Source organism: Lactobacillus sp. LL6 (assembly GCF_007570935.1).
Taxonomy (GTDB): domain Bacteria; phylum Bacillota; class Bacilli; order Lactobacillales; family Lactobacillaceae; genus Lactobacillus.
Window position 1 is genome coordinate 54,846 of sequence record NZ_VLLR01000001.1, and the last position, 13,473, is coordinate 68,318.

The 13,473-nt window shown below is 31.2% G+C and carries 13 protein-coding genes and 1 pseudogene; 11 read left to right on the forward strand and 3 right to left on the reverse strand.

Features of this window, described 5'->3' with window-relative positions; translation table 11 throughout:
• Positions 1-46: 46 nt before the first annotated feature.
• Entirely contained in the window at positions 47-904 is an 858-nt protein-coding gene (locus FOD82_RS00290) for an aldo/keto reductase (protein WP_144354529.1), read from the forward strand.
• A gap of 500 nt (positions 905-1,404) precedes the next feature.
• On the opposite strand, the gene FOD82_RS00295 is transcribed toward FOD82_RS00290, so the two are convergent.
• Together FOD82_RS00295 and FOD82_RS00300 are read right to left on the reverse strand one after the other, a co-directional pair.
• Complete coding sequence (locus tag FOD82_RS00295; RefSeq protein WP_144354530.1) at positions 1,405-1,842, reverse strand: hypothetical protein; 438 nt, start codon at positions 1,840-1,842, stop codon at positions 1,405-1,407.
• Complete coding sequence (locus FOD82_RS00300; RefSeq protein ID WP_144354531.1) at positions 1,832-2,035, reverse strand: helix-turn-helix transcriptional regulator; 204 nt, start codon at positions 2,033-2,035, stop codon at positions 1,832-1,834. Before FOD82_RS00300 ends, FOD82_RS00295 begins: the two co-directional genes overlap by 11 nt.
• 134 nt (positions 2,036-2,169) lie before the next feature.
• On the opposite strand from FOD82_RS00300, the gene FOD82_RS00305 reads away from it, so the two are divergent.
• The 4 genes and pseudogenes from FOD82_RS00305 (at position 2,170) to FOD82_RS00320 (ending at position 6,809) form a co-directional block, all read left to right on the forward strand.
• Positions 2,170-3,858 carry an ABC transporter ATP-binding protein gene (locus FOD82_RS00305; RefSeq protein ID WP_242450211.1) on the forward strand — a complete coding sequence of 563 codons (1,689 nt, stop codon included), beginning with the start codon at positions 2,170-2,172 and terminating at the stop codon, positions 3,856-3,858.
• Positions 3,845-4,429 (forward strand): annotated as a pseudogene (locus tag FOD82_RS00310) (aldo/keto reductase); the annotation flags it as partial. The gene FOD82_RS00305 and the pseudogene FOD82_RS00310, both read left to right, overlap by 14 nt.
• Positions 4,430-4,507: 78 nt before the next feature.
• On the forward strand, positions 4,508-6,421 hold the full coding sequence (locus tag FOD82_RS00315; protein WP_144354533.1) for a TetM/TetW/TetO/TetS family tetracycline resistance ribosomal protection protein: 1,914 nt from the start codon (positions 4,508-4,510) through the stop codon (positions 6,419-6,421).
• A gap of 190 nt (positions 6,422-6,611) precedes the next feature.
• Positions 6,612-6,809, forward strand: coding sequence for a hypothetical protein (locus FOD82_RS00320; RefSeq protein WP_144354534.1), 198 nt, complete (start codon positions 6,612-6,614; stop codon positions 6,807-6,809).
• 236 nt (positions 6,810-7,045) lie between these two features.
• Here the strand turns inward: FOD82_RS00320 and FOD82_RS00325 are convergent, their stop codons facing one another.
• Complete coding sequence (locus FOD82_RS00325; RefSeq protein ID WP_144354535.1) at positions 7,046-8,050, reverse strand: D-2-hydroxyacid dehydrogenase; 1,005 nt, start codon at positions 8,048-8,050, stop codon at positions 7,046-7,048.
• 356 nt (positions 8,051-8,406) lie between these two features.
• Here FOD82_RS00325 and FOD82_RS00330 point away from each other — a divergent pair, with 356 nt between their 5' ends.
• The 6 genes from FOD82_RS00330 (at position 8,407) to FOD82_RS00355 (ending at position 13,309) form a co-directional block, all read left to right on the forward strand.
• Positions 8,407-8,676, forward strand: a complete 270-nt coding sequence (locus FOD82_RS00330) for a hypothetical protein (protein WP_144354536.1) — start codon at positions 8,407-8,409, stop codon at positions 8,674-8,676.
• Between the two features lie 228 nt (positions 8,677-8,904).
• Positions 8,905-9,699, forward strand: a complete 795-nt coding sequence (locus FOD82_RS00335; protein ID WP_277950087.1) for a hypothetical protein — start codon at positions 8,905-8,907, stop codon at positions 9,697-9,699.
• 247 nt (positions 9,700-9,946) lie between these two features.
• A complete protein-coding gene (locus FOD82_RS00340; RefSeq protein WP_144354537.1) occupies positions 9,947-10,900 on the forward strand; it encodes a helveticin J family class III bacteriocin in 954 nt (317 codons plus the stop codon).
• A gap of 130 nt (positions 10,901-11,030) precedes the next feature.
• Positions 11,031-12,059, forward strand: a complete 1,029-nt coding sequence (locus tag FOD82_RS00345; RefSeq protein WP_144354538.1) for an SLAP domain-containing protein — start codon at positions 11,031-11,033, stop codon at positions 12,057-12,059.
• Positions 12,060-12,173: 114 nt separating this feature from the next.
• Positions 12,174-13,001, forward strand: coding sequence for an exodeoxyribonuclease III (locus FOD82_RS00350; RefSeq protein WP_144354539.1), 828 nt, complete (start codon positions 12,174-12,176; stop codon positions 12,999-13,001).
• Between the two features lie 20 nt (positions 13,002-13,021).
• The gene (locus FOD82_RS00355) at positions 13,022-13,309 is read left to right on the forward strand and encodes a bacteriocin immunity protein (RefSeq protein WP_144354540.1); all 288 of its coding nucleotides are present in this window, start codon (positions 13,022-13,024) and stop codon (positions 13,307-13,309) included.
• Positions 13,310-13,473 lie beyond the last annotated feature (164 nt).

Below are 13,473 nucleotides of genomic sequence, written 5' to 3' on the forward strand. Positions count from 1 at the left end.
TTATTTGCTAACATTAAGTAAGCAAGTAAAATAAAAGGAGGAAATTATGGAATTTAATTCACTTACAGATACTTATAAGTTAAATAATGGTGTTGAAATCCCGGTTATGGGTTTTGGAACTTGGCAAACACCTAGCGGTGAAGTTGCAGAAGAGTCAGTATTAGCAGCACTTAACTCTGGATACCGTCATATTGATACTGCTGCAGCTTATGGCAATGAAGAAAGTGTCGGTCGTGCAATTACAAAAAGTGGTGTAAATCGTCATGATTTATTTGTTACTACTAAACTTTGGAATAGTGATCACGGTTATCAAGCTGCTAAAAAGGCAATTGATACTAGCTTAATGAAATTAGGACTGGATTATTTAGATCTTTACTTGATTCACTGGCCAAATCCTGCTGCAATGCGTGACAATTGGGCTGAAATGAATGCCGAAAGCTGGCAAGCTATGGAAGAAGCAGTTAAGGCTGGGAAAATTCGTGCAATTGGTATTTCTAATTTTAGAAAAAAGCATATTGATGAACTATTAAAGACTGCAGAAATTAAGCCTGCTGTTAACCAAAACTACTTAAATCCAAGTGACATGCAAGAAGAGCTTGTGAAATATAATGATGAACTTGGAATCTTGAACGAAGCTTATAGTCCTCTTGGAACCGGTGGCTTACTTGGAAATGAAACTGTAAAAGAAATTGGCGCACATTATGGTAAGTCTCCTGCTCAAGTATTAATTCGCTGGTCACTTCAACATGGATTTTTGCCATTGCCAAAATCTGTTCACCCAGAATACATTAAGGCAAATAGTGATGTCTTTGATTTTGAAATTAGTCCAGAAGATATGAAGAGGTTGGACAATCTTCATGGTGTTGCAAAGACTGCACAAGATCCTGATAAGGCGGAGTTTTAGTTAAAAAAGGTACTTTATTTTAATTTTTTGTATTGATTTATATTTAAAATAAGATAAAATGTACTAAGATGTATTAATTGGTTAACATATAGAAGGAGATATGAAAGTGGGAGCAATTGCAAAAGCAGGCGTTAAATGGGCTATTAAAGGCTTAGCTGGTGGAGCAATAGGTGGTTTTACCTATGGAGGCTTGAAAAAATTCTTTGGCTAATGTTAAAAAGAAAAGAAAGGAAATGGCTACATGGGAAAATTCATAAAATTTGGCAAAAAAATTGCTGGTTGGATTCCTGAATCAATTGGCTGGGATCTTGGCAAAAAGCTTTGGAAGTAAGAGAGGAATAATAAATGGGAGCAGTTGTAAAAGCAGGCTTAAAGTTCATTGGAAAATCAGCCGCCGCTGGTGGTGCTGGTTGGGCCGCTCATAAAATTTTTGGCTGGGACTTTTAAATATAATAAAAGCTGGTAATCAACATAGTCAAGATTACCAGCTTTTATTATATTTAATGATGATTAATTAGCTTTATCCATATGAATAATAAAATTATAGTAAGTATTACGATAATAACATCTATGAGTAAGAAAGTAGCTATTACTATAGTAAGAGAATAAAAATTAAAGTTATTATTTAATAAATATAAAATTATACCTAGACCATTAATACTTAATAATCCCTCACTAATATTGATGACTTTATGTTTAATATCATTTTTATCCTCTACGTCAGGTAGTAATGTACCAGAGATATAAAAATCTAAACATGCATATATTACTGTAATAAGCATTATAAAAAAGATTGCTAAATTAGGTGAGATAGAGCTTATTAAGATATTTTTTCCATAAAATAAAATAAAACCTAATAGGAGCAAGTTTAAAACAATAAATGATCTAATAATTACTTCTTTATCCTTATTTTCTAATCTTTCATCTTTAATTTTCATAGTCATCACTCCAAAATAATGTATTTAAATCTGTATGTAAGCTTTTAGCTAATAAGACACAAAGTTTCAATGTAGGATTATATTTTCCAACTTCAATTAATGAAATAGTTTGCCTAGTTACACCGATTTCTTTTGCCACTTCTTTTTGACTTTTATTAAGTTTTTCTCTAAATAGTTTAACTTTATTGTACATAATTCTCCTAACGATATTAAAAATTATACATAATAACATTTAATAATGCAATATATATATTGCAAAAATAGAAAGGTTAAATTGTGATTGATAATATAAGAAATATTTTAAAAATAGTAAAGATAGATAAGGTAATGTTAAGCATAGGTATATTGTTTAGTTTGTTGAGTACGATTGCATCATTATCATTTCCCATTTTATTAAAAAATATAATTAATGATATAACTAAAAATAACTTTACACCTATGTCTATATTCATGTTGATTTTAATTGCTTTGTTAGATTTACTATTTACGGGAATTTCAATGTATTTATTAGCGCGAGTTGGAGAACTTGTGGTTCTAAACTTAAGAGAAAAATTATGGAAAAAAATATTAAATGCAAAATTTGGATTCTTTGAAAAAAATAGTAATGGGGAAATTATATCTCGTTTAATGAATGACACAAATTTATTGAACGAGATATTTTCGACAGAAGTAGCAGAATTTATTACAGGAATATTTACAGTTATAGGTACAATATTTATTTTGATAAAATTGGACGCATTATTAACATTATTAATTGCTGTTAATATTCCATTTATAACAATAATAATATATCCTTTGGGAAAGTTTCTATTTAAAAATTCTAAAGAAGTACAAAAAGCTAATGCTAATACTTCTAATTATATACTTGATAAATTAAATAATATTCGTTTAATAAAAACTAGTAGTACGCTAACGAGTGAGATAATTGGTGGAAATAATCAATTTAAGAAAATATATAATTTTGATATGAAAAGAAATATGGTACAGTCAATTATTACACCTATAATAATGTTGATTTTTGTATCTACAATAATCGGTATGATATTTTTTGGTGCATATAGAGTTATTAAGGGAATTATTACACCAGGTAATTTATTTGCATTTATTGTATATATTATTCAATTAATGCCATCTTTAATAACAATAGTTACATTTTGGAATAAAATAAGTGTTGCAAGTGGAGCAAGTAGCAGAATTTACGATATTTTAAACTTCGAAGATGAAGGTAAAAATATAATTAACTTTCATACTAATAAAAATATTTCAAGCCTAATACTAAAAAATATAGTATTTTCTAAAAATGGTGAAAAAATAATTGATGATTTTTCTTTTAACTTTAAAATCAATAATTTTTACAATATTGTAGGATTTAGTGGAGCTGGAAAAAGTACTATTTTTAATATAATTTGTAAATTTATTATTCCAACTTCTGGATCTTTAAGTATAAATAATGATTCTAATTACAGTACCTATGATTGGAGAAATAATATTGCGTATATTTCCCAAAGTATAAATATGTTTGAAGATACTTTGAGAATGAATATATTATATGGAGTTAAGGAAAAGTATACGGATGATGAAATATTAAATTATTTATCAAAAATAGGATTAAAAAATATTGTAAATAAACTTCCTAAAGGACTAGATACTAAAATATCTCGTGATTCTTCAATACTTTCAGGTGGAGAAAAACAAAGGATAGCATTATTACGTGGAGTTTTATCTAAAAAAACAATTTTATTAATTGATGAGGTTTCATCAAATGTAGATTCAAAAAATGATTATATGATTTATTCTTTTTTGAAAGAAAATAATTCTGGACGAATAATTTTAAATATTACTCATAAATTATCAAATTTTCAAAATGATGATAATATTGTAGTTATCGATAAAGGAAAAATAGAATCCTATGGAACAGAAAATCAACTAATGGTTACTAGTCCAATTTATAAAAAACTAAAAAAATTTTATAATGGAAAAGTAAATAAAGGCTACTTAAATAAAAAAGGCAATTGATACTAGCTTAATGAAATTAGGACTGGATTATTTAGATCTTTACTTGATTCACTGGCCAAATCCTGCCGCAATGCGTGACAATTGGGCTGAAATGAATGCTGAAAGCTGGCAAGCTATGGAAGAAGCGGTTAAGGCTGGCAAATTGCGTGCAATTGGTATTTCTAATTTTAGAAAAAAGCACATTGATGAACTATTAAAGACTGCAGAAATTAAGCCTGCTGTTAACCAAAACTACTTAAACCCAAGTGACATGCAAGAAGAGCTTGTGAAATATAATGATGAACTTGGAATCTTGAACGAAGCTTATAGTCCTCTTGGAACTGGTGGCTTACTTGGAAATGAAACTGTAAAAGAAATTGGCGCACATTATGGTAAGTCTCCTGCTCAAGTATTAATTCGCTGGTCACTTCAACATGGATTTTTGCCATTGCCAAAATCTGTTCACCCAGAATACATTAAGGCAAATAGTGATGTCTTTGATTTTGAAATTAGTCCAGAAGATATGAAGAGTTTGGACAATCTTCATGGTGTTGCAAAGACTGCACAAGATCCTGATAAGGCGGAGTTTTAAAAAATAATCATTAAAAGTCGTAGGTTGATATAGCCTACGACTTTTTTAGCGTAAAATTATAATAACGAGGTGAAAATAATGAAACAACTTACAGCAGGAATTATTACTCATGTAGATGCTGGCAAGACTACCTTATCAGAGGCAATGATGTATAAATCTGGTAACTTAAGAAAACTGGGCCGAGTAGACAATGGGGATGCATTTCTTGATTCGGATAACTTAGAGAAAAAACGTGGGATTACGATTTTTTCTCATGAAGCAAAAATCACTACTGATAATATGGAAATTACTCTCCTTGATACACCGGGACACGTGGACTTTGGTGCTCAAACTGAAAATGTCTTGAGTGTATTAGATTATGCAATTCTAGTAATTTCAGCAAGCGATAGAGTGACTAGTTACACAAGACAGCTTTGGCGAATGCTTGAAAAGCGCAACATTCCAGTTTTCATTTTTGTTAATAAGATGGATATGGCAGGAATAAATAAAGAAGAGGTTTTAGCTGATATACAGAAAAATCTTAATCAAAATTGTGTTGATTTTGAGGATTCAGATTTTCTTGAAAATGTTGCAGCAAGTGATGAACAGCTTCTTGAAAAATATCTAGATAAGGATAGTTTAGACGATATTAATGTGCAAAATGCTATTAAAAATAGAAAAGTTTTTCCAGTATATTTTGGCTCAGCACTTAAGTTAGATGGAGTAAGGAAATTTTTAGCAGGAATAGATAAGTGGGGACAAGAATCTAAATTCAAAGCTGATTTTTCTGCACGAGTATTTAAAATTACACATGATAAAAAAGGTGAGCGTTTAACATGGTTGCGTATTCTTGGCGGCAATTTGAAGGCGAAGAGTGAGTTATTGCCAGAAGAAAAAATTAACCAAATTCGGACTTATAATGGAGAAAGTTATGAAGTAGTTCAAGAAGCTTCTAGTGGTGAAATAGTTGCGGTAACTGGTATCACTAGTTCTTATCCAGGACAAGGAATAGGAATCAATGATTTAACTGAGACGCAATTAAAGCCAGTTTTAACGTATAAAGTAATTCCAGAAAATGATGATCTTCATTCATGTTTAACAGCTTTAAAAAAATTAAATGATGAAGATCCACTCTTAAATGTAACTTGGAATAAAGAATTAGAAGAAATTCAAGTAGAATTAATGGGCGAAATGCAGCTGGAAATTTTAAAGCAATTATTACTTGAACGATTTAATTTAGAAGTTGAATTTAATCAAGGTAGTGTTTTATATAAGGAAACCATCACTAAGCCAATTGAAGCAGTGGGACACTTTGAACCATTGAGACATTATTCAGAAGTACATTTTTTGATGGAGCCTAACGATGGATTGACTTTTGCAAGTAATTGCAGTTTGGAAGTTTTAGATAAAAACTATCAGCACCAAATTATGACAGCTCTTAAAAGTAAAACACATTTGGGAGTTTTGGCAGGTTTTCCAATTGATAATATAAAAATTACCTTGATTGGAGGGCGAGCAAGTAATGTTCATACTGTGGGAGGAGACTTTAGAGAAGCAACAAGTCGAGGAGTACGACAAGGCTTGATGGAATTGAATGCACAAAATGCAATTGAAATTCTTGAGCCATGGTATGATTTTCGCTTAGAAATCCCAACAAATGAAGTTGGACGAGCAATGACTGACATTCAAAAAATGGCAGGACAGTTTGATACTCCCGAAGATTATGGAACTAGCAGTGTAATTACAGGGAAAGCTCCGGTTAGTGAAATGCGTGACTATGCAAGTCAGGTGCGGAGTTACACGCATGGTGAGGGAAGTTTGGAGTGCATTTTTGCAGGATATAGAAAATGCCACAATTCTGATGAAGTAATTGCTGCACGTGATTATGATCCGATGTCAGATATTGATAATACTCCAAATTCAGTTTTTTGTTCTCATGGTGCAGGTCACACTGTTGTGTGGGATAAGGTACCAGAGTATGCGCAGTATCCATATCAGTTTCCGTTAAAATAAAAAAGTGTTCCATGTGGAACACTGGGAGTTAATTTAAAAATGGTAATAAATCAATAAATTTCAGCTTAAAGTTTGATATAATATTTAAGAACAGAAAAAGTTAATAGCGGTGGCACTTCTAGAGAGGAGGGTGTGCTTATGTTTCAAATGAATAAGCACAAAAGAAACCAACTTAAAGGAGGTGCAAACTTTGCTTGGGATGATACTTGCAATTATTACTGCAATGACTATCATCTTTGAGGCACTGGCTGTGATGGCAAAAGCTCAAATAAAAGCGGTCAGTTATCTCACTGAAGCATTTATTGCTACAGTAGATTTTGCCAAAATCGTATGGCGATTTTTCCGTACATTAGTACAGAAAATATGCAGATTGCGAAAAAGAAAGTAAAAGAAAAAACGCTTTAACTTTTGGTAGAGCATGGAGCGTTTTTTAATGTTTCGATTTGCCACCGTTTTAACGGTCTGTTTATAATTGAGAAAGTACCTTCTGCAAAAGGTGCTTTCTTTTTTCTATCTATATTTTATTACAAAAACTTATTTTTAGCAAAAATAAAAATAGCGACTAAGCCTAATGCCTAGTCGCTATTTGTTTATATCCAGTTTTAAAATACGGGCAGGTTGAAATTACTTGTCTAACTTAACTGGACTTTCTGGTTCTTTACCTTCAACTAAAGCTAAGTTGTTGTCAAATGCCTTAGTTACCATGTTTCTTACAGCGTGAGTAGTGTAGAAAGCAGTGTGAGGAGTTACCAAAACGTTTGGACGGTCAATTAAGTCTGCTAAACGCTTGTCTGGGAATTCCTTGCCTTCCCAATCTTCGTTGAATACACCAACTTCACCTTCGTAAGTATCCATTACGAAGCCGAAGATCTTGCCTGAATCCAAACCGCGGATTACAGCATCAGTGTCAACAAGTGGACCACGTGATACGTTTACGATTACAACGCCATCTTTCATTTCCTTGATTGAGTCGTCATTAATCATGTGAACGTTAGCTGGAACATCTGGAACGTGAAGTGAAATTACGTCAGCTTGCTTGTAAAGGTCATCAAGTGAATCTACGTAGTAACCCTTCTTTTCAAGTTCTGGGTTCTTGAAGATATCGTAAGCGATAACTTTAGCGCCAAAACCTTCCATAATTTGCATAAATACTTGACCAATGTGACCAGTACCTACGACACCAACAACTTGGTCACGAACTTCACGACCAATAGTTGGAGCCCAACGTAAGTCACGTTTAGCCATCTTTTCATCCATACGCTTGTCTTGACGAAGGACACGAGCTGCTTGAATAGCTGCATGTTCTGCGATAGCGTCTGGTGAGTAAACAGGAACATTAGTAATTTCAAAGCCAAGTTCCTTAGCCTTGTCCATGTCAATGTTATCAACACCAACATTACGCAATGACATCTTAGTTACGCCAGCGTCTGCTAAAGCTTGAAGAGTTTCAGGAGTGTAGTCTAATTGTTGGTAAACAACAACACCATCAGCACCCTTAGCTAACTTAGCAGTTTCAGGAGTTAAAAGCTTATCAGTATATTCAACTTCGACGTCTTTGTGAGCGTCTTTCCATTCGTTTAAGAAAGGTTCTTCGTCCTTACGAATAGCGTAAGCAAAAATCTTTGTCATAATTCAACCTCCGTAAAAATTAATAGTATGACCTTTTCTTATTATACACTTGAGTTTAAATGTTAAAACACTAAAATTTAGAATTTATCAAAAAAACGTGTATTTTTTTAAATTTTATTCGTTTTTTAGGCGGTTTCAAAATTTTGAATGTGATTTCAAATAGGCAATAACCGAAATTCTAAACTTTTTATTAAGAGAACCAATATTAAGTGACATAATGTCACCGAACTGATATATTATAAACATAGCAGAAATGTTAAAGCGATTTACAAGAAGGAGGAAATGCCTATAGATACAATTTAAAAGAAATCTTCTTATTCCTTATTATTTACATCTTAATGAAAGGACTTTAGGAAATGCTTACGCTTCAACTTATTTGGATAATTATTATCAGCGCTCTTATCGGTATTTTTGCTGGAATCATCGTTGAGAAAAATATAAATATTTTTTACATACTCGCAACTACTGTTTCTAGTATTGCCGGCGCCATTTTTACAGAAGCGGTGTATGGTTTGCTAAGTCCACATTTTTTCACGATTGCACTCATCCCTGGCGTGAGTGGCTCTATCATCCTAGCTGCTAGCGCGTTTTTTCTTATTAAACTTCGCAATCGTGTCATTAGTTAAACTAATGCAAAAAATTTCTCATTATTCTCATTCAACACAACTCCCTTTTAAAGAAAGTTAGTTTAGAAATAATCTATGCTAACTTTTTTCTTTTGCTTTGAAAAATCGTTTATAATTAAGAAAAAAGAACATTTGTACTTAGTGGAGAGATAAATTGATTATGGAAACTATAGGAGAGAAATTTAGAAGACTTCGAAAAAGTAAAAAATTAACTATAAAAAATTAACTATAAGGAAAGTAGCTGAAAATATAACCTCTCCATCTAGTTTACAAAGATGGGAAAATGGACAAGGTGAAATGTCTGTTGAAAAAGTAGGAAAACTCTTAAATAAGTTACATATTCAATCAGATGAGCTAATTGATAATTCGAATATATTAGACATTTATACAGCAACAATTGAAAAAGCAGTAAAAGACAATGATGAGAAAAGTTTGAAAAAAATAGCTAAAAAACTTATTAACTATTATTATAGGAATCCAGAAAGTGAACAATTATTTTTTAAAGCAGCTATTGCATGTAATTTTTATATGGATTTTACTAATGAATGTTTACTAGAAAATGATGATTTAGTAAGACTTAAATTGTATTTTTCAAAAATAGAAGTTTGGAATCAAGAAGATATTTTACTATTTGCAAATACTGAATTATTATTACCAGCATTAAGTATTTATATAAATGCCCGAAAAATATATAGTGCATTAGTAGAGGAAAAAGAAAATTTCTATTATAAGTATTTAGCAATGAATGCATTAATTAGTGCTGTATTTTGTCTTATAGAAAAACAAGACTTTGAAAATGCTAGATTTATTTTTAAACAAATCAAAACAATTGATTTATCGGATAAATATTTAAATGAAATTACTAGAATTAATTATCTTAATACCTTATTTAAATATTTAGAAACTGATGATCTAACTAAAATGAATGAATTTTTAACTGGATTAAGAAATATAGGTTTAGAATCTAAAGCAAAAGAATTTGAATTAGGTTTTTCTAAGTTTATAAAATTACGAAAGAAATAATGGCTTAGTAATTATTGGTAACCAACCAGTTAATAAAATAAAAGCAATTGTATAACAGTAGTATTTAGTCATAATTTATATACCTTTCTTTTAAAAATGATATTTTAATTATGATAACAAGATAGAATACTTTAAAAAATAAAATAACCATATGTGGGTATTTTTATTATGCTGAATTAATTAGCTCATACAATAATAGGTGTAAGAACCTAAGACATAGGTTCCGTTAATTTTATGGAGGCACATTATGAGCCAAATAAATAACGTTAATGTAAGTCCAGCATATTACTTAAACAATGTTGATGATGGTGATGATGATTTGTGGCATGTTGTTGTACAAAAGGGAAATGTTGGTTCAAAGTATGTTTATGCTCTACAATTGCGTAATGATCAACAGGATATCTATGTTTCTCGTGGTACTAGAGAACTGTATGTACCTTTTAACAAATATGATCCAGTTGTAGTAATGCATGGTCAAGGAAGCTATTCTGCAGGTGGGCATACTCAAACTTGGGAATATGCAAATCAATCTGGAGATTGGTTTATAGGAACTAAAAAGATGGATAATGGATGGACTAAGCAAATAGCACGTATCCATATTCCAGCAGGTAAGATATATTACAATACAGATGTACCAAGATTATCATATTTGAATTATGCTGGAGGAATGTATTATTCTGGTAATAATATGAAGAGAGTAGAAGCAGCAGTTTCTACTAACTATAAATATTTTATGATTGCAAGTGGTGATACAGATGGCAATGGATATTTTTCACTGTATTATTTAAACGATGTTAACTCTGCACTTAATAATGCAGGTACTACTCCAGTTGATATTCGAAATATTAGTTATGTGAAGTCTTTTGAAATTCCAAATATTGAAAGCACTAGTGTGGTTGGATCACTTCAAGGCTTTGATGTAGATGAAAATGGTGATTACATTTATATTTCAAGTCAAAAAGCTGGCGATCCTACTAATAGAAAAATAGTTAAAATTCCATGGGGTGATACTAATACATCAGATTGGGATTATATTAATCTTTCATATGCGACTTCATTAGATATAGCTAATCATTATACAGAATTTGAAGGAATCCAATTAATTGGAAATAATGACTTATACTTAACAGTTGCATACCATAATACAACTAAACCTGGGAATATGACTGATATTAACAGAATATACAGAGTAAATTGGTGAGCAGTAAATTATTGGTCTATCTAAAGTTTTGTTAAAATATAAGTAATTAAAAATTTCTAGCTAATAGAGGATAAAAGTATTAGCTAGAAATTTTGTGTAACTATTATATTTTAGAAAAGGATTATAAATTATGAAAAAAGTGAAAATTATTGGCATTACAACTAGTATACTTTTAGCCATAGGTATAATTAGCATTTCAAGTAATTCTAGTTTAGTTAATGCTGATGAAAATCCATCTATAACAAATACGACAACTGAAAAATCTAACCTTACTGTTCAAGTTATGCAAGATGGTAAATTGGTTTCAGTTAATCCAGATGGATTGTACTTTCAAGTAGCACCAAATTCTAGTTTTAACCCAACTGATTTTATCGGAACTGATGGAAGTCAATACAAGATAAATTCTGAAAATAAAAGTAAAATCAAAGTTGATTTAAATACTGTAGATACTTCTATATCTGGTAGTGTTGGTACTGTAAAATTAACAGCGACTAGTAATATAGGTACTACTCAAACAGTCATATTTACTGTTTTTGTAAAACCAAGTGGTTTGTTCACTCTTAAGTTACCACAAAGCTATGTCACTGGATTAGGTGATACAGATACTGTATATCAAGGACAACAATATTACATTACTGATAATGTAAAGTTTTCTAATGGAGAATTTTATACTGGTATTTCAAAGCAATCGCAAAATGCTACGAATAATTCAGTTAAATGGATTGCAACTAAGTATTTAGCTAATAGTGCAACTACTTCGACACCTGTTAAAACCAAGACGGTGACCAAAAAGTTAATGCATACTTCGATTTTATATGATAAAAATGGAAATCCGACTGATGAAAAATATACTGCATATCGTGATGTAACTATTAATCAAGAAATTGTTGATATTAATGGAAGTTCATTTGTAAAATTAGCTGATAAAAGTGCTTATATAAAATCATCTAATATTTATGGAAATGGGCGTGTGTTGAAGCATAATGCTTATATTTATGCTACTAGTACAAGACGAGCTGATAGAACTGTTTTAAAGAAGGGGCAAACGATTACTACGTACGGAGGTCCTTTCAAATTTAAGAATGGTAAACGTTACTATCGTATCCAAGGAGCAAGTGCAACAAATAAGCGTTATGTGAAAATTGCAAATTTTAAATAATTGGTTAATGATTTTTAGTTAAGACTTTGACTATATGTTGAAGTCTTTTTTCTTTTGATTTAAAAAACTTTAGCAAAATCGCTTATAATTAAGAAAAAAGAAAGAGGAATAATAATGAGATTAATTTCATGGAATATTGATTCACTAAATGCGGCTCTTACTAGTGAGTCAGATCGAGCTAAAAAAACGCGAAAAGTTTTAGAAACAATTCAAAATCAAAATCCTGACATAATTGCCATTCAAGAAACTAAACTGCGTTCCACTGGTCCAACTAAAAAACACAAAGAAATTTTATCGGCAATGTTTCCAGATTATGCTTATGTTTGGCGTTCTTCTGTTGAACCAGCAAGAAAAGGTTACGCTGGCACTATGTACTTATATAAGAAAGATTTAACACCAAAAGCTACATATCCAGAAATTGGTGCGCCAAGTACAATGGATCAAGAAGGAAGAATTATCACTTTGGAGTTTCCAGAATTTTTTGTAACTGAAGTCTACACTCCAAATGCTGGAGGAGATTTAAAGCGGCTTAGTGAGCGTCAAGAATGGGACAAAAAGTATGCAGAATACTTAGTAGAACTTGATAAGCAGAAGCCAGTGATTGCAAGTGGTGACTATAATTGTGCTCATACAGAAATTGACTTGAAGCATCCCGAAAATAATCACCATTCTGCAGGTTTTACTGATGAAGAGCGTGCGGGATTTGATAATTTACTTAAGAGTGGTTTTACTGATTCTTTTAGAAAAGTAAACGGTAATGTGAAAGATGTTTACACTTGGTGGGCGCAAAGAGTTAGAACTGCCAAGGCTAATAATTCAGGCTGGAGAATTGATTACTGGCTTGTTAGTGACAGAATTGCGAATAAAGTAAGTCGTTCTGAAATGATTGATACAGGTGAGCGAGCAGATCACTGCCCAATATTGCTTGAGATTGAAATATAATTGATATTTATTGAGGAAAAATGTTCGGAAGAAAAAAGAAAATCAAACAAGAAGAAAAATTATTGAATGATATTAATATACTTCTAAAGGATTCAACAGTTTCTGAAAAAGAACGCCAAATTCTAAAAGTTGCAAAAGAGCAAATTGAACACAAAAAATATTTTGCTAGAGTTTTAGCAGACTTAGAAGGAAATCTTCGACCTTTAGCGATTAAATCTGAGCTTACTAAAAATGTCGCAAAGTTATATTCTTCAATAATCAATGAAACATATGAAGATTCAGGCTGGAGCGGAATTAGATTTTTCTAAAATAAATCGGTCTGAAATGATTGTTTTTGCTTATTAAGAAGACTATTTCCCAATGTTATTAGGTATAGACCTTTAAAATATTAAAAAAAGCACCTAAATTTAGGTGCTTTTTTTAATTGGTCTAGTGTATAATAGACGAGAATATTTTTTAGGAGTTGAAAATA